Below are 22,176 nucleotides of genomic sequence, written 5' to 3' on the forward strand. Positions count from 1 at the left end.
ATGCTAAAATATAACTCAGCGACTCATGAGATAGATACGGAGGGAACCGTTTTGAAACTTGGATTGTTACTTGTTATTGCCTACTTACTTGGGGCAATTCCTAATGGCGTTTGGATCGGCAAACTATTTTTTCACACCGATATTCGCCAAGCTGGTTCTGGCAATATTGGAACAACGAATACTTACCGGGTATTTGGCCCAGTTGCCGGAACCGCCGTTTTGGTCCTTGACTTAGCGAAAGGGACCGTTGCAACACTGCTTCCGCTTTGGTTTGGCATAACAACCGTCAACCCACTTGTCTTTGGGCTAATGGCCATTATTGGGCACACCTTTTCAGTGTTTGATCACTTCAAGGGGGGCAAAGCGGTCGCAACTAGTGCGGGAATGTTACTCGTCTACAACCCGGTGCTGTTCGTTGTTGCGTCGTTATTATTTGTCAGCCTAATCTATTTAACCAGTATGGTCAGCTTGGCGTCAATGATTTCTTTCACAATTATCACAATTATTAGTTTTGCGATTCAAGACTGGCTGCTTGCTGTTCTCGCTTTGGCATTGACCGTCTTTGTGTATTACCGCCACCGAGAAAATATCAAACGAATCGCAAACGGGACCGAAAATATGGTACCGTTTGGCATTGGCTATAAACGTCGCAATCGCTAAGAAAAACGATTGGTGCATTGGCATCAACCGTTTTTTTGTTTAGAAAAATCGTAATTGATAGGCAGCTTCAAACTGCGTGTTAGGCGCTAATTGTTGAATCGCCTGCTTATGGGTCAATTCACCGTCTGCAGTCAAATTGTCGGCGATCCCCCACCATGGTTCGATGCAGACAAACGGTGCCTGCTTCGGATATGGGGACCAAATGCCAACGTAGGGTGCTTGCGCCAGTGTCAGTGCAACACCGTGGTCGTTCAGCGTTGAACTGAGCATCACCGTTGTCTCAACCTGGTTAAGATCCAAAATCAGTGCATCTTGGTCGAACAAGTCATGGTCGAGTTGTAACGGCGTCGTCAAGTTCAATTCTTTTTCGTGTTGCGCGTCGTTGTATGGGCCAACCAACGGAATTTGAGGATAGGTTTTCTTGGGGGCAACCGTGATTTGGTAATCTTCAAAACCGCCCTCATTTGCGCCCAGTGGAACGTTGAATGCCGGATGTCCGCCAATCGAAAACGGTAGCATCGCTTCGGCATCGGGGTTTTCGACATGGTAGGTCACCGTCAGCATATGACCTTCTAGTGTATAGCGTAGCTGAAGCTTGAAGTCGAAAGGATACATTGCTTTAGTCACATCATCGGCTACCAATTCAAAAATGGCGGATGTCGCATCGTGGCTGACGACCTTAAACGTTTGATCACGGGCAAACCCGTGCTGGGTCATCTTATAAGATTGGCCAGCCACCGTATAGTGGTCGTCCTTTAATCGGCCGACAATTGGAAATAAGACCGGTGCGTGCCGCCCCCAGAACTTCGGATCAGCTTGCCACATGTATTCCAGATTTTCAGACTGCTCCTTAACGCTGCTTAATTCTGCACCGTCAGGGTTAATTTGAACCTTTAAATCAGCATTGTTTAACTCAATCACGGTAATCCCTCCGTTAGGCTTATCATTCGTTAACCCTTAAAGTATAGACCTTTTTGCCCCACACTGTCACCAAAAAAGCCACATTACCTCAAATCCGGTAGTGTGACTTTTTAATTTGACCTCACTGATTTACAAAATGTATCGTGACAAGTCTTTATCTTCAACGATGTTACCAATTTTTTCGTTGACGTAGCTTTCGGTGATTGTAATATCACCCATCTGCATGTCCGGCCCCTCATATAGCAGGTCTTCAAGCAACTTTTCCAAAACCGTATGGAGCCGCCGGGCACCGATATTTTGGTTTTCGTGGTTCAACTGATAAGCCAGCTCAGCAATCCGATTGATGGCTTCAATGGTAAACGTCACTTTGATGTTATCAGTGCCAATCAAGGCAATGTATTGTTTGATTAAGGCGTTGTTAGGTTCCGTCAAAATTTTAACAAAGTCTTCTTGACTCAAATCATCCAGTTCCACTCGGATGGGGAACCGCCCTTGAAGTTCGGCAATAAGGTCACTTGGCTTGCTTTCAGCAAAAGCCCCAGCCGCAATAAACAAGATGTGATCCGTATTGATTGGGCCAAACTTAGTCTGAATTTGAGTCCCTTCAACGATTGGCAAGATATCTCGTTGCACACCTTCTCGGGAAACTTCACCACTATTTTGCTTAGATTTTGACGTGATTTTATCCACTTCATCAATGAAAATAATGCCCGTGTTTTGAGCTCGTTCAATGGCGTCGTGATTAATATCAGCATCGTTGACCAGCTTTTCAGATTCTTCGCGCACCAAAATTTCCCGTGCTTCTGAGACTGGCATTGTTCGCTTGATCCGTTTTTTAGGCATCATTTGACCTAGTGTATCACTCAAGTCAATCCCCATTTGGTTCATCATTGGATTATTTCCAGCCATCGACTGTTTTGGATCGTCCGTTTCAATCTCAACTTCTTGAGATTCCAACAACCCCTTAGCCAGTTGGTCGGCGACAGACATTCGTTGATTCTTAACGTCTTCCGTCACATCTTCTGGTTGTTCGTCGTCGTTGGCTTGCATATCAGGCATTTTTCCCTGTTGCATGTCCTGAAACATCGTCATGAGGTTAGAAAAGTCCGCCCCATTGTTTTTCTTGGCCTTCTTAATGGCTGGGACTAACAGTTTGACTAACCGCTTATTGGCCCGTTTAACGGCCTCTGCGCGGACCGTTTCAAATTGGGTGTCCTTTTCCATTCGAACCGCGACATCCACTAAATCGCGAACCATTGACTCGACATCACCACCGACATAGCCAACTTCGGTAAACTTAGTCGCCTCGACTTTGACGAATGGCGCTTTAACGATTTTAGCCAATCGGCGGGCAAGTTCTGTTTTCCCCACACCGGTCGGACCGATCATCAACATGTTTTTAGGGGTAATTTCATCTTGCATATCGCTTGAAAGTTGCATACGTCGGTATCGGTTGCGTAACGCAATCGCAATCGACTTTTTCGCGTCGGCTTGACCAATCACGTACTGGTCCAATAATCCAACGATTTCTTTAGGGGTCTTAGTAATTGGATCCAATCTACATTCCCACTTTCTTAAAAGGCTTCGGAGACGATGTTATGGTTTGTGAAAATATCAATGTCGCCAGCAATTCCAATGGCCGACTCAGCAATTTCGCGGGCCGACATATTTGGTGAGTGTTGGTGCATCGCAGTTGCAGCCGCTCGGGCGAAGTCACCGCCTGAGCCAATGGCCAAAATGTCATTGTCAGGGGCAATGACTTCACCAGAACCCGAGACAACAAGCATGTCTTTTTCGTTCATGACGATTAGTAAGGCTTCCAGTTTTTGAAGATTTTGATCAGAACGCCAATCTTGCGCTAATTCGACAGCTGCTCGTTCGAGGTTACCGCTAAATTCAGTCAATCGATTTTCGAACTTTTCTTCTAGGTTGAACGCGTCGGCAACGCTTCCTGCAAATCCAACGATCACTTGATCGTTGTAAATTCGACGGACCTTGCGCGCATTTCCCTTCATAATGACCTTTTCACCCATTGTCACTTGCCCATCACCAGCCATGGCATTTTCACCATTATGATGAACAGCAACAATGGTCGTTGCTTCAAATTTTACTGGCATTGTAACCCTACTTTCTGTTTATGGTTTAATCGTGCGTCGCCCGGGGAAAATACTGACGATAATCCCGTTTTAGATGAGCGTTCGTCACGTGAGTATAAATTTGAGTTGTTGACAGACTACTATGGCCCAACAATTCCTGCACCGTTCTCAGGTCGGCCCCGTGTTCCAACAAGTGGGTTGCAAAGGTATGACGCAGCATATGCGGATGAATATCTCCGGTCAGAGAACTACGCTCGATAACCTTATTCAGCAGGTATTCCACCCCAGTCGACGTAATTGGATCGCCGTAGTGGTTAATAAACACCGTTTGATGGTGTTTTTGGTACTTCGCCATCAATGGCGTTCGACTACCCGTTAGATAACGAGCGACCGCGTCTTTAGCATACCGGCCAAACGGGACGTATCGTTCCTTATTTCCCTTCCCGTGGACCAGAACTAACTGCGTTGTCGCATCGATGTCACCTAGGTTGAGATCACACAGTTCACTAACCCGCATCCCGGTTGCATACAACATTTCGAGCACGGCTCGGTCGCGTAGTCCAAGCTCTGGGCTTGGGTTTTCGGAAGCGGCCGTAAACAACGCGGTCATTTCCGTCTCGTAGAAAAAACGTGGCAGTCGACTCGGCTGTTTTTTCAGTGTGACGTACGCAAAGGGGTTCTGGGTCACTAACCGCTCACGAAGCAGATACTCATAAAATGACCGTAGACTAGAAATTCGCCGGGCAATGGTTGTCCGGGCCTTTTGACCATCAAATAAGTAGCTGAGATAAACTTGAACGTCGAGTTTTTTGACGTGGCGCAGGTCAGCGTCGTCCCCCGATTCAGCAAGAAAGGACTTAAAATCCTTTAAGTCCTCTCGATATGCTATCACGGTGTCATCGGAGTACTGGCGTTCACTTTGTAGGTACGTGATAAAACGTGTTTCGTAATCGTTCACGATAATCACCCCCCGTGACACATAATTTAGCAGACTTTAAAATGTCTGACAATCTTTGACCAATAATTCCGGTGAAGCTTTATTAAAAGTTTACTTTTGAGCAGGTTCTTCGTAATCGCCGTTTGGACAAACGACTTGGATACCACCCTTAATCTTCTTTTCAACCAAGAAGTGACCATCTTTTGGACAATCACGGCCCACTGGTTTGTCCCACGAAACAAAGTCACAATCAGGATATCGCGAGCAGCCATAGAAAATCCGGTTACGCTTTGATTTTCGTTCGATAACTTGGCCTTCATGACACTTCGGGCAAATCACACCAATTTCTTTAACAATGGCCTTTGTGTTACGACAATCTGGGAATCGTGAGCAGGCATAGAACTTTCCGTAACGCCCCATTTTGATGACCATCGGAGCGCCACAAATATCACAGTCAAAGCCGGCAGGTTCGTCTTTAATCTGAACCTTTTCAATCGTATCTTGGGCATGGCTCACTTCCGTTGAGAATGGTTTATAGAAGTTATCAACAACTTTAACCCAGTCCTGATCGCCTTCTTCGATGCCATCCAATTCTTTTTCAAGACCAGCCGTAAACCCAACGTTCACAATATCTGGGAAATACTCTTGAATGATAGCATTCACAATCTCACCCAGCTCAGTGGGTTCAAATCGACGAGCCGTTAACTTCACGTAGTATCGACGTTGAATCGTATCAAGCGTCGGGGCGTAAGTTGATGGGCGCCCAACTCCGTTTTCTTCCAGCGCTTTAATCAAGTTGGCTTCACTGTAACGAGCCGGTGGCTGCGTAAAGTGTTGAGCGGGATCGGTTTTAGCAAGTTTAACAGTGTCTCCTTCGTTGAGGTCGGGCAACAAATTGTCCTTCTCCTTACCGTCCTTGTATATTTTCAAGAACCCATCAAACTTCATCTTAGAACCGTTCGCTTTAAATGTGACCCCATTTTGTTCAATCGTCACCGCCATGGTGTCCATGACGGCGGGTGTCATCTGACTGGCCATAAATCGGTTCCAAATCAAACTATACAGCTTGTACTGATCGTTAGTCAGGTACTGTTTCATTTCGGCTGGCGTGCGGTAAACCGAGGTTGGTCGGATGGCCTCATGGGCGTCTTGAGCACCCTCTGGCAGCTTTCCTTTGATTGGCTTGGTCGCCGCATACTCGGCCCCGTACTTTTCATGAATAAAACTTGAGGCTTCGTGCTTAGCAATGGTCGAAATCCGGGTAGAATCGGTCCGCATATACGTAATGAGCCCCTGACTCCCCGCTTTACCGATGTTAATTCCTTCGTAAAGCTGTTGGGCCGCCATCATGGTTTTGCGAGTCCTGAAGTTAAGTTTCCGGTTAGCATCTTGTTGCATGGAGCTCGTAGTAAATGGTGGTTGTGGTTGGCGCTTTCGTTCCTTTCGAATCACCTTGGTAATATCAAAGTCACCCTTTGGATCAAGCTTTGCCAAAACCTTTTGAACGGCCTCATTATTGGGTAAATCGTGCTTTTTACCGTTTAACCCGTAAAAGCTAGCGGCAAACTTGTTTCGCTTGTGCTTAAACTCGGAATCGATGGTCCAGTACTCAACCGGTTTAAAGTTTTTGATCTCGTTTTCACGGTCAATAATTAACTTCAAAGCAATGGATTGAACCCGACCGGCACTTAGTCCCTTTTTAACCTTAGACCACAGCAATGGTGAAATGGAGTACCCCACTAGCCGATCTAAAATTCGGCGGGCTTGCTGCGCATCAACCAGGTTCATGTCGATGCTACGAGGGCTCTTAAAAGCGTCCTTGACTGCATCCTTTGTGATTTCGTTAAAGACCACCCGGTTGTTATCCGTTGGATCTAAGTTCAATAGGTGTGACAAATGCCACGCAATTGACTCGCCTTCACGGTCCGGGTCAGCTGCGAGATAGACTTTTTGCGCTTTTTTAGCTTCGGACTTCAGGGCTTTGATGGTGTCGCCCTTGCCACGAATCGAAATGTAATTTGGTTCGTAGTCATTATCCACGTCCACACCCATACGACTCTTGGGTAAGTCACGAACGTGGCCTTTACTAGCAACCACTTTGTAGGTTCGACCAAGGTACTTTTCAATGGTTTTAGCCTTGGCAGGTGATTCAACGATCACCAGTTTTTTTTGTGTTTTTTTTCGTTTTGGCTTTTTAGTAGAAGTTGCCATTCAATTACTCCCTCGACTTTAGTTTCTTAGTAATTCGCTTAACTAAATCCTCAACATCATATTTCATAAAAAAAAGAATGTCAACTAAACACCTACTATAGTATAGTCGTCATCCTTGTCGTTTTTAATTTAAGTTACCCCGAAACTCAGCCATAATATCAGCGGCGGTCAGGGTTGGCTGAGCCCCGGCACGAATGAGTTCATTACAGCCTTGAGAAAACAAATCAGTGATTTTACCAGGAACTGCTAACACGTTTCGATTATTTTGGAGCGCTAGGCTTGCAGTAATCAAGGTCCCACTTTTTTTCTTAGCCTCAATAACTAGTAGCGTTTCAACTAATCCAGCAATAATGCGATTTCGCTCAACAAAATGGAATTTTTGCCCATAGGCGTCCCTCGGATACTCGCTGAGCACTAATTCATGGGTGGCCATATAGTCTTGCAACCGCGCGTTTTCCCGTGGATAAGTGACATCTAGCCCTGTTCCGATGACCCCGATACTATGCCCACCGAGATTAAGCGTTAGTCGGTGACTCATCGAATCAATGCCCCGAGCCAATCCAGACACCACCACGACCTGGTCAGCAACCACCTCGGGTAGTAGGGCTTCCAGACAATCATAAGCATACGCAGTTGGGGTCCGAGTCCCAATAACTGCTAACAAGTGGGTGGCCGTTAGCAGCGCGATATTCCCCCGGTAAAACAGACCGATTGGCGGTTGAAAACTTTCTTTCAACATCTCCGGATATTCTGGGTCAACAATACTCAACCAGCCCAGATCAGCATGGCGTTCAATTCGCTGATTTAAGTCATCACTTATAAAATCTTGGCAAAAAGCTGTCCGGGTTTTACCAAGTTGGGCAATGCTAGCGATCCGGTCTGCCGACAAGTGCTTAAATTCCCCAGGGTGAGCTTGAATCCACTCGTAAACCAACGTCTCGCCTTTAATTCCAATTCCCGTTGCTAATTTTAACCGTTTCAAAAAATTTCGAACATCCATGATAGAGGCCCCCGTATCGTAAAGTACCTCTAACTACGCAAGAAACTTGAAACAGGTTCAAATGTTTTACGATGAATGGGACTTGGACCCAATTTAGCCAATCCTGCCAAGTGGGCCTTGGTGCCATATCCCGCATTGTGGGCAAAAGCATACCCGGGGTAAAGCACGTCAAAACTAGCCATCAAGTGGTCTCGAAAAACTTTCGCAACAATGCTAGCCGCCGCAATACTATTACTCTTGGCGTCTCCCTTGATTAGCTTCAGTTGCGGAATCGAACTATCGATATCCATAGCGTCAATCAGAAGCTGATCCGGCGTCACAGTCAACCCTTCAACGGCGGATAACATCGCGACTCTGGTTGCCTGATAGATGTTCAACTGGTCAATTTCTTCAGCAGAAGCGATTCCAATTGAGACGGCCGTCGCCTGATTCAAAATCTCTGGGTATAACCGTTCGCGAAGACGATCTGTCAACTGCTTGGAATCATTGACGGCAACTAGGTCAAAATCAGCTGGTAAGATGACGGCACAGGCAACAACCGGCCCGGCCAGTGGCCCTCGACCGACCTCATCCATGCCAGCAACGACTGGTCGGCCTTGGTCTCGAGCCTGCTTTTCGTAATAAAACCGCTGGTTAAAGGCCGCTTGGTCCGCAACTAGCTTTGTGACCCGTTTTTGAGCTTGTTTCAAAATAGTCTGAACCCCAGCCCGCGGGTCCTGTGCATATTGGGTAAATAACTCATCTTGGAGATTGGTGACGTCTGAAAAGGCGGCCTTTACTGCGCTAATTGGCAATCGGTCATTGGCCATCCTGATCATCTTCTTTTCGATCCAGCGTATAACGGCCTAACTTCTCCCGACGAATATCCAAAATTAATCGGTCACTAGCCCGCTCGTAATCGTCCTTCATTCCCAATTTCTTTGTGATGACCAATAGCAGATCCACATCACTTAACACCAGATCCGCCGACGATAATTTGTACCGGTCAACAAGCGCTTGCTCGTAATAACTCCGGAAAAACCGAAGCGCAAACAAAGCCACATCGTCGCTAGCGAATCGTTGGTCCTTAATAGCACCAGTCAACGCCAGCTTTTGGCCAGTCTCCTCATCTTCAAACTTCGGCCATAAAATTCCGGGTGTGTCGAGCAAGGATAATTTTGATGATGAGCGCAACCATTGTTGCCCCTTAGTCACCCCTGGCGTATCGCCTACTTGAGCCACCCGCTTATTCACCAGTCGATTGAGTAACGTTGACTTACCAACGTTCGGGATCCCTACTGTAATGGCCCGGATTGGCCGTTCCTTTAGGCCTTTGGTCTGTTCGGTTGCTAATTTATCACTCAAAACGGCCTGCGTGATTTTCGTGATCGCCTTTGTGGTGATATTAGCTTTAGAATCGACCGCAATTGCTGGCAGACCATTGGCCTTAAAAAATCGAATCCAATTCGCTGTCTGAGTCGGATCGGCCAGGTCACTTTTCGTTAAAATCATCAGATGGGGCTTATTTTTAATCAGTCGTTCAATTTCTGGATTCCGAGATGCAAGTGGAATCCGGGCATCAACAAGTTCAAACACAATGTCAACGTGGGGCAGATTTTCCTCAAGTTGACGGATGGCCTTCGCCATGTGACCGGGGAACCATTGAATGTTTGCCATAGTTTATAACTCCTGTTCATAATGTGAATGCTGGAATCAGGTTATTTTTTTGACTAACGGCGCGCTTGATACCGCTCCCACGCTTCGTCAAAAATCGTCATGGATGGTAAGTATGGCGCGTTCTCTTCAAGGTACTTTGAAATCGTGTCAAAGTCCTTGGATTGCTTTGGAAAGGCTTGATCGTAAAACGCATTGTTTGCAAACTGAGCAATGGGATCAACCCCTTCACTGTTTCGCTCAGTCATTAGGTACTGGTAGAAACTATCGGACATACAAATCACCTCTTAGGTTGGGTCGTTTAGGATTTTGTCTTGGGCACCCGAACCGTAAAGTTAAACTGGCCGTCGCCTGACATATCAATTTTGGTGGCACGATACGAGATACCATTTGTCGAAAAATGGGCTAAATCTAGCGTAATGGTTTTTTGGCTAGGATCCAAGTGAATCCATTTAGGTAAATCGTAGTGTTGGCTGACGTAACTCAACACCATGGAGACAGGCATGCTTAAAGAACCGACAGCAAGCTTTTTTGCTTTCAATGCAACGTTACCATTATCTAACACTTTAGGGGTCAAAGAGAGCCCATAGTTCACCGTAATTCCAAGCAGTTGGGTTTGCCCCGTCAAAACAGCGTCGTTGTCGACAGCAAAAGCGTATTGCTGATCGCTATTTTTCTGGTATCGGTCAAGATAATAAGCCGAAATGGCGTTGAGCTGCTGCTTATTGAGTGTCACATCAAACGCGCTGGCTGGCGTTTTCTGGGTCGCAGTGGTCCCCAGCGTTTTATTAGCAGAACGCGTTCCGGTTACCGCGACGAACCCAACCGCCAAAATTAAAATTGCGATGAGCGTTATAAAGGCCCACTTCCACGGGTTCCGGTGTTGACTTCTTGTAGTTTTCAAATTGACATCTCCTATTTGGTCGTCCAGTGATTGACTTTAGCCACCGCACTAGCCAATTGTCTGGCCATCAGCGTATAGCCCCGCTGATTGGGGTGAAAATGATCGTGTTGCGATAAATAATGATTCTTTTCTCCCGACTGAGTTGCCTGGATAATTGCGTCAGCCGACTCAGGATTTCTCAGCGAGGTTGAGGCTTTTTGACCTTCTTTAACAAGCTTGTCCTGCGCCTTCTTTGAGGTAAACTGCCCCCGGGATAATACATTGTTAATATCGACGTAAGTCACCCGAGCCGTTTTTTGGGCCACGGTCTTGTTGACGGCCGTCCAATCATTGACCGCTCTAGTGATGGCCGTCGCGTTTGCAAAATACACGTAGACCGGGTTGTAGAATCCAAACAAATAAATCTGTGCTTTGGGATTTAGTTGCTTGAGACGACTTAATAACCGGGTGAGGCGGGCCTCATAAGTTGCTTTTGCCGGTTTTAGCTTCTGGACTAATTTTTGATCGTCATCGACGGTAATGTTAGATTGAAGCGACTGTAATAAATCGTTGCCACCCGCCGTTATCGCAATCAACTGAGCGCGCCGAATAGCTTGTTGCTCTTCTTGATTAGTTTTGATGCGTTCGTCAATTTGGTCACTACGCAACCCACCAATCCCGAAGTTATGGGTTTTGAGGGTCACTCGGTAGTCTTGTTTTAACTGACTTGAAAGCGCCGGTAAATAACCAGTGTGATCGTCAGCATACCCAATTCCCTGAGTTAACGAATCACCCAAAGCAACAAAGTGCATTGTTTGCGGGCGTGGGTTCGTCGATTTTGTCTGTTGATACCAAAATAAGCCGCCGAGCGCGACAATTATTCCGACAATAACCCCCAAAAGCCACCACCGCCGATGCGAATGACTTCGCTGTGCAACATGCTTCACATTCAGCGCTCCTTTCATTTTAAATCTAAAAAAGGACGGTGAACCCGCCCATTTTGTTAGTCGTAATAATACATTAACGCAAACGCTCCCGGTCCCCCGTGAGCCGCAATAATTGGCACCGTTTCACGGATGAGAATATTGAGATTAGGGAACATCGGTTGAATGGTATCCCGAATTTTTTCAGCCGTTTCTTGAGCGTCAACATGGGAAATCCCAATTGATTTAATCGTAGGCGTTTGCTTCATCTGGTCATACACCTTATCAAAGTACCGGGAGATTGTCTTAGTCCCACGACCCTTTGACCGAATTTCAAGCTTACCACCAGTAACTTCAAGGACGATCTTGATGTTTAACAAGTTTGAAATCGCGCCAGCCACCCGGTTCAGTCGACCGCCTTTAACCAGGTTGTCCAGCGTCATCACTCCCATGTAGAGCTTAGAATGGTCACGAACTTGTTTGGTACGGGCGATCACTTCGTCCTTAGTTGCCCCTTTTTCAGCCAGTTTAGCAGCTTCAATCACTTGAAAAGCTAAGCCTCGGTCCGTGGTCTGACTATCAACAACCGTCACATCAGATTTTGAAATTGTGGCAGCCTGTTCTGCTGTGTGGACGGTTCCGCTAATGGCTTCAAGCATATTCAAGCAGACAATCTGGCTACCATCAGCCCCCAATTCATCAAAAACTTTGATGAAATCACCCAACGGCGGCTGGCTCGTCTTAGGAAACACTTTTGAGGTCTCCATTTTTTTGGCAAATTCTTCGTTTGATATTGTTTGGCGTTCAACGTAGACAACGTCATCGATCATGACCGTTAGCGGTACGATCGTAATGTGATACTTTTCGATTTCTGCGTCAGTTAAGCCCGCAGACGAATCAGTCACAATTTTTACAGCCATTTGGTAACAACCACACTTTCTTACCCGAAGGTCATAATTCCATGCTACAATATTGGCAAAACACGTAGCAGATTCGCTAATAGTATAGCAGATTTAGCTCGTGATTTCATAATTAATTCGGCGCAGTTTATGGAATCTTTACTGCCGTCGAAAATGTAAGGTGGCAACAAAATGGCACAGCACGCAACACACGCATCAACCCGGATGAGTCCGGATTCAAGACGGTACCAGATTGTCAATGAGGTGTTAAATGCCGTCACCCATGGTTTGGGAGTTGGTCTTAGCATTGCCGGTCTTGTCTTGCTCATTATCCGCGCTGTCCACTTGGGTGGCGCAACCCGGATCACAAGCTATAGTCTTTACGGGAGCATTCTGGTGATTTTCTATCTCGCTTCAACGCTATTTCATAGTTTATACTTCACAAAAGCGAGTCATTTATTCCAGATTTTTGATCATTCGGCGATCTACCTGCTCATCGCCGGAACTTACACGCCCTATTGTTTAGTCGTCATCAAGGGAGCACTGGGTTGGACGATTTTCAGCGTCATTTGGGTGATGGCCATCCTCGGTGTTATTTATAAGTGCTTATGGTTAGGAAAGTACCAAAAGTTATCAACGGTTATCTATGTTGTGATGGGTTGGTTCTGCGTTTTAGGGTTCAAGCAACTCTATGCCGGCCTTGGTACCGTAGGATTTAGCTTATTAGTTCTGGGAGGGGTCGCATTTACAGTTGGCGCCGTTCTGTATAGTTTCAAAGGCATCAAGTTTGGTCACGTAATTTGGCACCTCTTTGTGTTACTTGGGACTACTCTCATGTGGTTTTCCATCTATCTCTACGCTTAAATTGCACCTACCGGCTTCCGTGAACTTGTCCAGCAATACCGAATTTTTGCGACTGATACACCAAAAATCCCGCCTCAGTTGAGGCGGGATTTTTGTTAATCTTGACGTTCATAACGTTCAAAAGTTAATGCAACCGGGTTATGCTCATCAACGGCTACCGTGTCACTGCTCACTTTTTTGAAGGCGGAATAATCGATTGGGGGCATGTACGTATCGACTTTATAGCGACCGTCAACTCGCGTTTTTAACAGGGTCTGAACGTAGGGCATCAGGCTGGCAAAAACCTGAGCGCCACCACTCACATACAGGGTTTCCTCGGGGTGTTGCCGTTCGTATGTTAAGACGGCTTCAACCGTTGGCAAAACGACCACATCACCTGGAAACTGGTCCGCGTTTTGCGAGGTCAACACGAGGTTTTTTCGATGTGGTAACGGTCGACCACCATAACTTTGAAACGTACGCGCACCTGACAACAGCGTGTGACCAGTCGTCGTTTTTTTAAAGAAAGCCATGTCCGCCGGCAAATGCCAAGGGAGTCGACCCTGATAGCCGATCCCGTGAGATTGGTCCTCTGCCCAAATAAAAATCATGTGAATTCCTCCGTAAATGGCTAAACGGCCACTGGAGCTTTAATAGCCGGTGCCGGATTATAATTTCGAACGTGAATATCACTCATATCGTAGTCAAAAATGCTCGATTTATCAGGGTTCAATTCAAGTTGCGGCGCCGCCTCAGGAGTCCGCGCTAACTGTGTTTTGACCTGCTCAAAATGGTTACTGTAAATGTGGGCATCACCAAGCGTGTGAACGAAATCCCCAGGTTCGAGACCTACTTCCTTGGCAATTAAAGACGTTAACAAAGCGTAACTAGCAATGTTAAATGGCACGCCTAGAAAGATGTCACCAGACCGCTGGTAGAGCTGACAGCTTAACTTGCCGTCCGCCACGTAAAACTGGTACATCGTGTGGCAAGGGGGTAACGCCATGCTAGGCACGTCCTCTGGATTCCAAGCCGAAACAATCATTCGCCGAGAATCAGGATGGGTTTTGAGCGTTTCAATCACGTTACTTAACTGATCAATTGTTGACCCAGTGCTCGTTTTCCAAGCCCGCCATTGGGACCCGTAAACGTTGCCCAAATCGCCGTATTGTGCAGCAAACGCGTCGTCGGCCACAATCCGATCACAAAACTGATGAAGTTGTTCTTGGTAAACGGCATTAAAATCCGCGTCGACTAGCGAGCGCCGACCAAAATCTGTCATGTCAGGACCTTTGTAGTCGTTTGATTCGACCCATTTTTTAAACGCCCATTCGTCCCAAATATGATTTTTATGTTTGAGCAAGTATTGAATGTTAGTATCGCCGTGGAGGAACCACAACAATTCACTTTTGATCAAGCCAAACGGGACTTTTTTAGTCGTCAACAGTGGAAAACCTTCACTCAGATCAAACCGCATCTGGTATCCAAAGGTACTTCGAGTCCCAGTTCCCGTCCGATCAGTTTTTTCATGACCATGTTCTAAAACGTACCGCTCTAAGTCTAAGTATGCGTCTTCTAACATCTTTCTGCCCCTCTCTAATCTGCAAACTGGCTCAGATAATCCCATCGAGCGACTTTGTCATCTAATTGTTGATCGACCGTCTCTAAGTCAGATTGTAATACCGATAATTTATCATAGTTATCGCCGTTTTGGGCCATTTGTGACTCAAGATCGCTCTTTTTAGTTTCGAGCGTATCAATTTCATCTTCGATGGTTTCCCACTCTTTTTGTTCAGCGTAAGTCAACTTAGTTTTAACTTTTTTGTCCGCCCTAGATTCCTTTACTGGTGCCGGCTTAGCTTTCTTAACCGCTTCTTCAGGAACTGCTGGGTGTTGTTGCGTTGCGAGGTAGTCGGTAAATTGCCCGCTGTAACGATCAATTTGACCCTGGCCATTGAAAATAAGCAGATGATCCGCAACTTTGTCCAAGAAATAACGGTCATGGGAAACCGTGATGACCGTCCCATCGAAATGACTAATATAATCTTCCAAAACGGTTAATGTGGCGATATCCAAATCATTCGTTGGTTCATCCAAGAGAAGAACATTTGGCTGTTGCATTAAGAGTTTCAGTAAATATAATCGGCGCTTCTCACCACCCGATAACTTTCGGATCAACGTGCCATGCATGAACCGCGGAAACAGAAATTGTTCCAAAAGTTCTGAAACGGACAGTCGTTGGCCATGCTTATCAGTCACAGTTTGGCCCACCTCACTGAGGTAGTTAATCATGCGCTTATCATCTGGGATTGGTTCGGTTTGTTGGGTATAGTAGGCCATTTTAACCGTTTCGCCCACAATCAAAGTCCCACTATCAAGCGGTATTTTTTGGGCAATAACGTTTAACAATGATGACTTTCCAGCACCATTGTCACCACTAATCCCGATGCGTTCACCGGCTTGGACGAGCAAGTTAAAGTTAGTCAGAATGCGGTGATCGCCTAACGTTAATGTCGCGTCTTGAAGCTCAACCACCTGCTTGCCCAGCCGAGATTGGCCAAGGTCAATCGCAACATCTTTTTCAACCCCGCGCGTTCCTAAGCCCTCTTGGAGGTCGTTAAACCGGTTGATTCGTGCCTGCTGTTTGGTTGATCTGGCTTTAGCGCCAGCCCGCATCCACTCTAGCTCTTGCTTATATAGCTGCCGTTGCTTATGCTCAGCAGCTGCTTCCCGCTCGACTCGCTCGGCTTTTTGAGCAACGTAGTCTTGGTAATTTCCTTGGTACTCATAGAGTTGGCCAAATGATAATTCCCAAATCCGGTTTGCCACTTGATCTAAGAAGTACCGGTCATGAGTGACAACCAGTAGTGCACCGCGATAGTTGGCCAGGTAGTTTTGTAACCAGTCAATTGAATCAAAGTCTAAGTGGTTGGTCGGTTCGTCAAGTAATAACAAGTCTGGCGATTCAATCAATACCTGAGCTAAGCCAACTCGTTTACGTTGACCACCAGACATCGTGGCAACTTTCTGATTCAAGTCGGTAATGTGTAGTTGCGTTAAAATTGTCTTAACGTTACTTTCAGCCGTCCAAGCATCCTCTTCGTTCATTTTGGCTTCTGCTTCAACATATTGTCGTTGTAATTTTTCATCGTCGGCGTGTTGACTATAAGCTTGAAGGGTTGCTTCGTACCGACGAATGGTGCGAAAAACTGGTTGGGAGCCAGAAAAAACGGCGTCCATCACCGTCAGATCAGGGGCAAATTCAGGTTCCTGCTTTAGATAAGCAATCCGATAATCGTTTGGTTTCACGATGGCTCCCGCTTGCTCATCGCTCAACCCTGCCAATGTATTTAGTAACGAGGTCTTACCGCTACCGTTAGTTCCAATTAAACCGATCCGGTCTTTTTCATTAATGATAAAGTTGATTTTTTCAAATAACGTTTTTTCGCCATATGTTCGGGTCAGTTCTTCGGCGCGTAAAGTTTGCATGCTGTCACTCTTTTCTAGTTAGTCCTTCAACGCTTGATTCAGTAGTTGGCCCAGGTCATTATCAAGGGTGCCTGCAACTACCTCACGTTCGAGTTTAGTTAATAGTTGACCTAGCTTTGGACCCGGTGCCACCCCCGCTTTAATCAGGTCCTGGCCACTGATAGCAAGGTCTTGCTTAGACTTGATGGTTAAAGTTTCGTACTGATCCAGTAGCTGGCTCAGACTAGGGGTGTCAATTTGCAAAATATTGGCAACTTCCGCCGCCGTTTTAATGTGCGCAGCCCCTGCTTGATAAAGCACCCAGTTGGTGACTTCACCAGCTTGAAGGGCTTCTAAAAAACGAACAGCAGCCGCCACATCGCTAATTAGCTGATTAGCACTTTTCCACTGTTTCAAAAATGAGCCCACTTGGCGGTTTGTCAGTCCGACTGCCGAAGCAATCAGTGTCCACACAGTGGTTTCTGAGGACAATCCGTGCTGAAGCGCTGAAATCAGCTGTGCTAAGGCCTCTCGTGCGGTTGCCAATCCCGGACAGTACTGATACAGACCGGTCTCTACAAAGGTTGTTAAGCCGTTTGCTGGATGCTTACCCAAAAAGAGTTTGACGAATTCAACGTGAATCCGCTCAACAGCAATCTTAGTCAATAAGTTACCGTGGTGTTGAATGGCCGCTACCGTTTGCGGGTCAATGGTGAAGTCCAGTTGACTGGCAAACCGAATTGCTCGCATCGTCCTTAAGGCATCTTCGTGAAATCGCTCTTCTGGATTTCCCACGGCCTTGATACGTTTAGCTTTTAAGTCGCCTAGACCGTTAAAATAATCAATAATTTCACCGTCATGCGTCATCGCAAGGGCGTTAATCGTGAAATCACGACGCTTTAAATCCTCGCGGAGAGACCGGACAAACGTGACTGAATCAGGTCGCCGGTAATCCTGATAACCCGTTTCCGTTCGAAACGTCGTGGTTTCATAACCGGTCCCGTGGTCTAGAATCATGACCGTTCCGTGCTCAATCCCCGTGTCCACCGTTTTTTTGAATAACTGTTTAACTTCTTGAGGATATGCACTAGTCGCAATATCAACGTCGTGGATCGGCAACCCTAATAGGGTGTCGCGTACCGAACCACCGACAAAGTACGCTTCATAACCTGCTGCTTCAATGGTTTCTAAAATGGGTGTTGCCGCAACAAATTCCGTTGGCAGTGTTTCAATTTTCATCGATTTCATCGGCCCTTTCAAATTCCATTTAATCTTAACAGATTTCAGATGCAAAGAAAATAATCTGACGGGCTTTTAAAACGCCTTATGATATGATATTAGCAACGACACTTGTAGAGGAGAGACACTGTCATGACCAACAAAAAAGAGGAAAAAATCCGAATTGTAGACCTCCTAATGATCGCCATTGGATGTGCTACCTACGCCTTTGCGCTAGTGGTTTTCAACATTGCAAACCAACTAGCTGACGGTGGTATCAGTGGGGTTACCCTAATATTACGGGCGCTTTTTCACATTGACCCCGCCTATTCCACTATCCTGATTAACATTCCCTTAATTTGGATCGGCTACCGATTTCTTGGCCGTCGTGCCATTATTTACACACTTTACGGAACAATTATGTTGTCAGCCTTTTTATGGCTATGGCAGCGGGTTCCAATTAGCATTCCATTACATCACGACTTGTTTTTAGCAGGCATGGCTGCTGGTATTTTCGGTGGCGCCGGTAGTGGCCTGCTTTACCGCTTCGGCGGCACAACCGGCGGTACCGATATCATCGCTAGAATCGTGGAACGCCGTCAGGGGATCCCGATGGGGCAAACATTGTTATACTTAGATGTTGTTGTGCTGACCGCCTCCTTAATCTACATTGACGTGACCCATATGGCCTACACCCTATTATGCGCCTACATCTTCTCTCGAATCGTCAACTTCATTTTAAATGGCGCTTACACAGCTAAGGGCGTGCTTATTATAAGTGATCAATCTCAAGCCATTATTGACGATATCATGACTGACCTTGAGCGGGGCGTCAGCATCATTCACGGTGAGGGTGGCTATTCTCATGCCGACCGCCCGATTCTTTACGTGGTTGTCAGCCAAAGTGAACTTCACGACTTACAAGGGCTGATTGCTGATCGCGATGAAAATGCGTTTGTGACGATTTTTGATGTTAATGAAGCTATCGGGGAAGGATTTACTTATTCCAAGCCCAAGAAACGCTCACCATTCCGCTTCTTTTCCTAGGGGCGGGTTTTTGTTGGTTCATAAGTTAAAGTAACTTTTTTATTTTACCAGTCAACCGTTGTCGCCAAAATAAAAAAACCAACCGCTGCCGGCCGACCTTCTTATTCATCGTCTAACGTCAAATTTTCAAATTCTAAGGCCATTTCACCATCATCTGGTACAAGTTCCAAGTAACGCTTTAGCAGGTCCTTAGCCGTCTCTTTTTCGCCTTGTTCACGAAAGAAGAAAAACGCTGGTTTCAAATAGGCTGGATCATTTTGGAAGTACGGATTGGCCGCTTCGTAAAACCGTTGCGCTTCACCGAAGGCTTCCGTCCGTTCGTAAGATCTGGCCAAGTTCCAGTAAATTTGCGGGTCAACATCATCTTGGTCAACGTAACGGGTTAAAAAGGTGATATTTTCGTCATCGCGTTCCTGTTTAACATACATGTTGGACAATTTAATGACAATCTCTAAATCCTCATCATCAAGCGCATTTCCCTGTTTTAAATAGGTCTCAGCTAAGGCCTCATCATCTAATTTTACCGCGATATCAGCTGCCGCACTCCACAACCGCTCGTTGTACTGATCAACACCGAGCCCTTCTTGAAGCACCTTCAAAGCTTCTTCGAGTCGGTTTTCGGCCTCGTAGGCTTTCCCCAAGTAGGGATACAGGCTCGTATACTGGGGATCCGTGTCCTTCAGATCTTCTAAGAATTGAATGGCGAGTTTATTTTCATGAAGCTGCAAGTACGTAAAGCCAGTTTCAAACTTCACGTCAGGTGTCATATCTGCCTGATGCACCTGCTTCAGGTAACCAATTGCTTGTTCGAAGCGCCCCGCATTTGCGTACGCGACCCCAATGCGCTCAACCAGATTCACCCCACTAAACGTGGGAATTCCTTGTTTGATTAAGTCCAAATACAGCGGAATTGCCCGGTTATACGCACCCATGGTCAAATCCAACTCGGCCAGTGCAAATGTAATGGCTGGTTCTTCTGGAGCTAGTTGTCGGGCCTCAAGGAGCTTTTGCTCACTGACTTCAAACAATTCCTGTGTTTGGTAGAGGTCAGCCGCCACCATCAGCGATCGGACATAGGCGTCCGAACCAGGCGACACTTGATTCAGGTAGTTCAAAGCAGCATCCCCGTCATCCTCGTCAATCAAAATATCAGCGAGGTTAACGCGAATGTCATCTTCTTCTGGATAACGGGCCAATAACTTTTCATAGATCCGCTTTGACTGATTTAAAAACCCCAGCGAATACAATTCTTCAGCCAGACTGTACAAGGTGTCATCGTCATCGTGGCGCAGCGCTTGAGCAAACGCCTTCTTAAAGGCCTCTAATTGACCTCGCTCTAACTGGTCTAACGCTTCTTGTGAGTAACTCGTAGCCATGGTCATCCTCCTTTTTCACAACAAATAACAATAGCACAGTTAGGTGGGAAACAACATCATTTGGATTAAAAAAACCAACCCACTAAGAGTGGATTGGCAATCTGTCAATAATTTCTTATTTAACAGCGTCCTTCAAGGCCTTACCAGGCTTGAATGCTGGTACCTTGCTTGCAGGAATTTGAATTTCTTGGCCCGTTTGTGGGTTACGACCCTTACGAGCGGCACGTTCGCGAACTTCGAAGTTACCAAAGCCGATAAGTTGAACCTTTTCGCCCTTAGCCAAAGTCTTTTGAACTGAGTCAAATACTGCATCGACGGCTGCAGTTGCATCCTTCTTAGTTAAGCCGGTTGCAGCAGCAACGTCATTTACGAGTTGTGCTTTGTTTGCCATGTGTGATTCACCTCCCCGGAAAATAATGATGAGTACACGTTCATCTCATCTAGCTGACCCGAAAGTCATGCCACTGAAACAATAACGGGATTCCGCATTATTTCTATTTCCAAATTAGCACACGAATCCTATCATAGCAAGGATTTTTGGCGTTTTATGTGCTTTTTTATTACACTCAGAAAAATCAAACCACCCCGCCCTTTCGGTGGGTATAACCCTCACAAACCCCATTATATAAGGCTTTGTGGCAGTTTTACTACTTCCGACGACGCTCAATCAAGTGAATGGGGGTCCCAGTAAAATCAAAGTGCTCACGAATCTGATTTTCTAGATAACGTTCGTAAGAAAAGTGCATCAGTTCTGGTTCATTGACAAAAATCACAAAAGTTGGTGGCTGAATGGCCACCTGAGTTGCATAAAAAATTCGCATGCGTTTCCCATTTTCACTTGGTGTCGGGTGCATCGCAACGGCATCCATAATTACATCATTCAGGGTTGCCGACTGGACCCGTTTTGCGTGGTTTTGAGAGACTTTCTTAATCAACTCAGGAAGGTCACCCAGTCGCTGATGAGTGACCGCCGAAACAAAAATAATCGGTGCGTAGGCAAGGTATTGGAATTCTTCTCTGATATGCAGTTCGAAATCGTGCAGAGAGTGGTTGTTCTTTTTTAACGTATCCCACTTATTGACCACGATGATAATACCTCGACCGGCCTCGTGCGCGTATCCAGCAACTTTCTTATCCTGTTCCCGAATGCCTTCTTCGGCATTTAACACGACCAAGACCACGTCTGAATTATCGATTGCTTTCATCGCCCGCATCACACTGTACTTTTCAGTGTTTTCATAAACCTTGCCGCGTTTCCGAATGCCGGCGGTATCCACCATGGTAAATTCAGTGCCCGTATTGTCCGTAAATTTGGTATCAATCGCATCACGAGTCGTCCCCGCAATGTCGGAAACAATCACTCGATCTTCGCCCAGTAAAGCGTTAACCAAAGACGACTTGCCAACGTTCGGCCGTCCAATGAGGCTAAACCGAATGCTGTCATCCTCAACGCTTTGATCCTCAGACGGAAACGATTGAACAACCGCATCCAATAGATCACCAAGCCCAAGGCCGTGCGCACCGGAAATCGGGTATGGATCACCGAAACCCAAGGCGTAAAAGTCATAAATGTCTTGGCGTTGCTCTGGGTTATCAGCCTTGTTGACCGCCAAAATAACTGGTTTGTCCGCCCGGTATAAAATTTTGGCTACTCGCTCGTCAGCATCGGCTAGGCCTTCTCGAGCGCTGACCACAAAGACAATCACATCAGCTTCGTCAATGGCAATCTCAGCTTGTTCAGTGATCTGCTTTAAAAACGGTTCGTCGCCAATGTCGATCCCGCCAGTATCAATCATACTAAATTCCGTGCCGAGCCATTCACCGTGCGCGTAGATCCGATCACGGGTGACACCCGGGGTATCTTCAACAATTGAGATTCGATCCCCGGCAATCCGGTTAAAGATGGTCGATTTTCCGACGTTTGGTCGGCCAACAATCGCCACTACAGGTATGCTCATTTAGCGCCCCTCTTTCTATTTGGTCCTCAATAAAAAAAGTTGAGCCGAATCAGTCATTCGTCCCAACTTTTCATTTGGTTCAA

Annotated in this window: 22 protein-coding genes; 3 read left to right on the forward strand and 19 right to left on the reverse strand. The window is 46.3% G+C overall.

The window, feature by feature from the left end; genetic code table 11:
* Nucleotides 1-51 precede the first annotated feature (51 nt).
* Nucleotides 52-660, forward strand: a complete 609-nt coding sequence (gene plsY / locus FC96_RS01365) for a glycerol-3-phosphate 1-O-acyltransferase PlsY (protein ID WP_420835105.1) — start codon at nucleotides 52-54, stop codon at nucleotides 658-660.
* A 39-nt stretch (nucleotides 661-699) separates the two neighbouring features.
* Here plsY and FC96_RS01370 read toward each other — a convergent pair whose 3' ends face one another.
* The 12 genes from FC96_RS01370 to FC96_RS01425 form a co-directional block, all read right to left on the reverse strand.
* Nucleotides 700-1,581 (reverse strand): aldose 1-epimerase family protein, encoded by an 882-nt coding sequence (locus FC96_RS01370; protein WP_054659527.1) that lies wholly within the window; start codon nucleotides 1,579-1,581, stop codon nucleotides 700-702.
* A 129-nt stretch (nucleotides 1,582-1,710) separates the two neighbouring features.
* Complete coding sequence (gene hslU / locus FC96_RS01375; RefSeq protein ID WP_056941721.1) at nucleotides 1,711-3,138, reverse strand: ATP-dependent protease ATPase subunit HslU; 1,428 nt, start codon at nucleotides 3,136-3,138, stop codon at nucleotides 1,711-1,713.
* A 17-nt stretch (nucleotides 3,139-3,155) separates the two neighbouring features.
* The gene (gene hslV / locus FC96_RS01380; protein WP_054659529.1) at nucleotides 3,156-3,698 is read right to left on the reverse strand and encodes an ATP-dependent protease subunit HslV; all 543 of its coding nucleotides are present in this window, start codon (nucleotides 3,696-3,698) and stop codon (nucleotides 3,156-3,158) included.
* A gap of 25 nt (nucleotides 3,699-3,723) precedes the next feature.
* Entirely contained in the window at nucleotides 3,724-4,638 is a 915-nt protein-coding gene (gene xerC, locus FC96_RS01385; RefSeq protein WP_156403135.1) for a tyrosine recombinase XerC, read from the reverse strand.
* Between the two features lie 87 nt (nucleotides 4,639-4,725).
* Nucleotides 4,726-6,825 carry a type I DNA topoisomerase gene (gene topA / locus FC96_RS01390; protein ID WP_056941722.1) on the reverse strand — a complete coding sequence of 700 codons (2,100 nt, stop codon included), beginning with the start codon at nucleotides 6,823-6,825 and terminating at the stop codon, nucleotides 4,726-4,728.
* 124 nt (nucleotides 6,826-6,949) lie between these two features.
* A complete protein-coding gene (dprA, locus tag FC96_RS01395; protein ID WP_056941723.1) occupies nucleotides 6,950-7,825 on the reverse strand; it encodes a DNA-processing protein DprA in 876 nt (291 codons plus the stop codon).
* A 29-nt stretch (nucleotides 7,826-7,854) separates the two neighbouring features.
* Complete coding sequence (locus FC96_RS01400; RefSeq protein WP_054659535.1) at nucleotides 7,855-8,634, reverse strand: ribonuclease HII; 780 nt, start codon at nucleotides 8,632-8,634, stop codon at nucleotides 7,855-7,857.
* The gene (gene ylqF / locus FC96_RS01405) at nucleotides 8,624-9,481 is read right to left on the reverse strand and encodes a ribosome biogenesis GTPase YlqF (RefSeq protein WP_056941724.1); all 858 of its coding nucleotides are present in this window, start codon (nucleotides 9,479-9,481) and stop codon (nucleotides 8,624-8,626) included. Before ylqF ends, FC96_RS01400 begins: the two co-directional genes overlap by 11 nt.
* Nucleotides 9,482-9,534: 53 nt before the next feature.
* On the reverse strand, nucleotides 9,535-9,753 hold the full coding sequence (locus tag FC96_RS01410) for a YozE family protein (protein WP_054659537.1): 219 nt from the start codon (nucleotides 9,751-9,753) through the stop codon (nucleotides 9,535-9,537).
* A gap of 26 nt (nucleotides 9,754-9,779) precedes the next feature.
* Nucleotides 9,780-10,382, reverse strand: a complete 603-nt coding sequence (locus FC96_RS01415; RefSeq protein WP_056941725.1) for a YpmS family protein — start codon at nucleotides 10,380-10,382, stop codon at nucleotides 9,780-9,782.
* Nucleotides 10,383-10,393: 11 nt separating this feature from the next.
* On the reverse strand, nucleotides 10,394-11,308 hold the full coding sequence (locus FC96_RS01420) for a GDSL-type esterase/lipase family protein (RefSeq protein WP_056941726.1): 915 nt from the start codon (nucleotides 11,306-11,308) through the stop codon (nucleotides 10,394-10,396).
* Nucleotides 11,309-11,364: 56 nt separating this feature from the next.
* Complete coding sequence (locus FC96_RS01425) at nucleotides 11,365-12,204, reverse strand: DegV family protein (RefSeq protein WP_056941727.1); 840 nt, start codon at nucleotides 12,202-12,204, stop codon at nucleotides 11,365-11,367.
* A 171-nt stretch (nucleotides 12,205-12,375) separates the two neighbouring features.
* Here FC96_RS01425 and trhA point away from each other — a divergent pair, with 171 nt between their 5' ends.
* Entirely contained in the window at nucleotides 12,376-13,047 is a 672-nt protein-coding gene (gene trhA, locus FC96_RS01430; protein ID WP_235804697.1) for a PAQR family membrane homeostasis protein TrhA, read from the forward strand.
* A gap of 95 nt (nucleotides 13,048-13,142) precedes the next feature.
* On the opposite strand, the gene FC96_RS01435 is transcribed toward trhA, so the two are convergent.
* Genes FC96_RS01435 through FC96_RS01450 form a run of 4 tightly spaced genes read right to left on the reverse strand, consistent with a single transcriptional unit; the run spans nucleotide 13,143 to nucleotide 17,733 of the window.
* A complete protein-coding gene (locus FC96_RS01435) occupies nucleotides 13,143-13,637 on the reverse strand; it encodes a dihydrofolate reductase (RefSeq protein ID WP_056941728.1) in 495 nt (164 codons plus the stop codon).
* A gap of 20 nt (nucleotides 13,638-13,657) precedes the next feature.
* The gene (locus FC96_RS01440) at nucleotides 13,658-14,608 is read right to left on the reverse strand and encodes a thymidylate synthase (RefSeq protein ID WP_056941729.1); all 951 of its coding nucleotides are present in this window, start codon (nucleotides 14,606-14,608) and stop codon (nucleotides 13,658-13,660) included.
* Nucleotides 14,609-14,622: 14 nt separating this feature from the next.
* On the reverse strand, nucleotides 14,623-16,515 hold the full coding sequence (locus FC96_RS01445) for an ABC-F family ATP-binding cassette domain-containing protein (protein ID WP_056941730.1): 1,893 nt from the start codon (nucleotides 16,513-16,515) through the stop codon (nucleotides 14,623-14,625).
* 18 nt (nucleotides 16,516-16,533) lie between these two features.
* Nucleotides 16,534-17,733 carry a CCA tRNA nucleotidyltransferase gene (locus FC96_RS01450; RefSeq protein WP_056941888.1) on the reverse strand — a complete coding sequence of 400 codons (1,200 nt, stop codon included), beginning with the start codon at nucleotides 17,731-17,733 and terminating at the stop codon, nucleotides 16,534-16,536.
* A 132-nt stretch (nucleotides 17,734-17,865) separates the two neighbouring features.
* Between FC96_RS01450 and FC96_RS01455 the strand changes: the two genes are divergently transcribed.
* Nucleotides 17,866-18,759: a YitT family protein gene (locus FC96_RS01455; protein ID WP_056941731.1), complete on the forward strand. Its 894-nt coding sequence runs from the start codon at nucleotides 17,866-17,868 to the stop codon at nucleotides 18,757-18,759.
* Between the two features lie 101 nt (nucleotides 18,760-18,860).
* On the opposite strand, the gene FC96_RS01460 is transcribed toward FC96_RS01455, so the two are convergent.
* From FC96_RS01460 to der, 3 genes are all read right to left on the reverse strand, one after another.
* Nucleotides 18,861-20,141: a tetratricopeptide repeat protein gene (locus FC96_RS01460; RefSeq protein WP_054659549.1), complete on the reverse strand. Its 1,281-nt coding sequence runs from the start codon at nucleotides 20,139-20,141 to the stop codon at nucleotides 18,861-18,863.
* Between the two features lie 109 nt (nucleotides 20,142-20,250).
* Nucleotides 20,251-20,526 (reverse strand): HU family DNA-binding protein, encoded by a 276-nt coding sequence (locus FC96_RS01465; protein WP_054659551.1) that lies wholly within the window; start codon nucleotides 20,524-20,526, stop codon nucleotides 20,251-20,253.
* 256 nt (nucleotides 20,527-20,782) lie between these two features.
* Nucleotides 20,783-22,093: a ribosome biogenesis GTPase Der gene (der, locus tag FC96_RS01470; protein WP_056941732.1), complete on the reverse strand. Its 1,311-nt coding sequence runs from the start codon at nucleotides 22,091-22,093 to the stop codon at nucleotides 20,783-20,785.
* Nucleotides 22,094-22,176 lie beyond the last annotated feature (83 nt).

The sequence above is a fragment of the Secundilactobacillus kimchicus JCM 15530 genome, from assembly GCF_001433995.1.
Lineage (GTDB): Bacteria > Bacillota > Bacilli > Lactobacillales > Lactobacillaceae > Secundilactobacillus > Secundilactobacillus kimchicus.

Coding starts and splice junctions, on each gene's coding strand:
- dprA (WP_056941723.1), bottom strand. CDS start 7,825: ATGGATGTTCGAAATTTTTTGAAACGGTTAAAATTAGCAACGGGAATT.
- der (WP_056941732.1), bottom strand. CDS start 22,093: ATGAGCATACCTGTAGTGGCGATTGTTGGCCGACCAAACGTCGGAAAA.
- hslV (WP_054659529.1), bottom strand. CDS start 3,698: ATGCCAGTAAAATTTGAAGCAACGACCATTGTTGCTGTTCATCATAAT.
- FC96_RS01445 (WP_056941730.1), bottom strand. CDS start 16,515: ATGCAAACTTTACGCGCCGAAGAACTGACCCGAACATATGGCGAAAAA.
- FC96_RS01455 (WP_056941731.1), top strand. CDS start 17,866: ATGACCAACAAAAAAGAGGAAAAAATCCGAATTGTAGACCTCCTAATG.
- ylqF (WP_056941724.1), bottom strand. CDS start 9,481: ATGGCAAACATTCAATGGTTCCCCGGTCACATGGCGAAGGCCATCCGT.
- FC96_RS01450 (WP_056941888.1), bottom strand. CDS start 17,733: ATGAAAATTGAAACACTGCCAACGGAATTTGTTGCGGCAACACCCATT.
- FC96_RS01400 (WP_054659535.1), bottom strand. CDS start 8,634: ATGGCCAATGACCGATTGCCAATTAGCGCAGTAAAGGCCGCCTTTTCA.
- FC96_RS01410 (WP_054659537.1), bottom strand. CDS start 9,753: ATGTCCGATAGTTTCTACCAGTACCTAATGACTGAGCGAAACAGTGAA.
- FC96_RS01440 (WP_056941729.1), bottom strand. CDS start 14,608: ATGTTAGAAGACGCATACTTAGACTTAGAGCGGTACGTTTTAGAACAT.
- FC96_RS01425 (WP_056941727.1), bottom strand. CDS start 12,204: ATGGCTGTAAAAATTGTGACTGATTCGTCTGCGGGCTTAACTGACGCA.
- FC96_RS01435 (WP_056941728.1), bottom strand. CDS start 13,637: ATGATTTTTATTTGGGCAGAGGACCAATCTCACGGGATCGGCTATCAG.
- FC96_RS01460 (WP_054659549.1), bottom strand. CDS start 20,141: ATGACCATGGCTACGAGTTACTCACAAGAAGCGTTAGACCAGTTAGAG.
- topA (WP_056941722.1), bottom strand. CDS start 6,825: ATGGCAACTTCTACTAAAAAGCCAAAACGAAAAAAAACACAAAAAAAA.
- trhA (WP_235804697.1), top strand. CDS start 12,376: ATGGCACAGCACGCAACACACGCATCAACCCGGATGAGTCCGGATTCA.
- FC96_RS01465 (WP_054659551.1), bottom strand. CDS start 20,526: ATGGCAAACAAAGCACAACTCGTAAATGACGTTGCTGCTGCAACCGGC.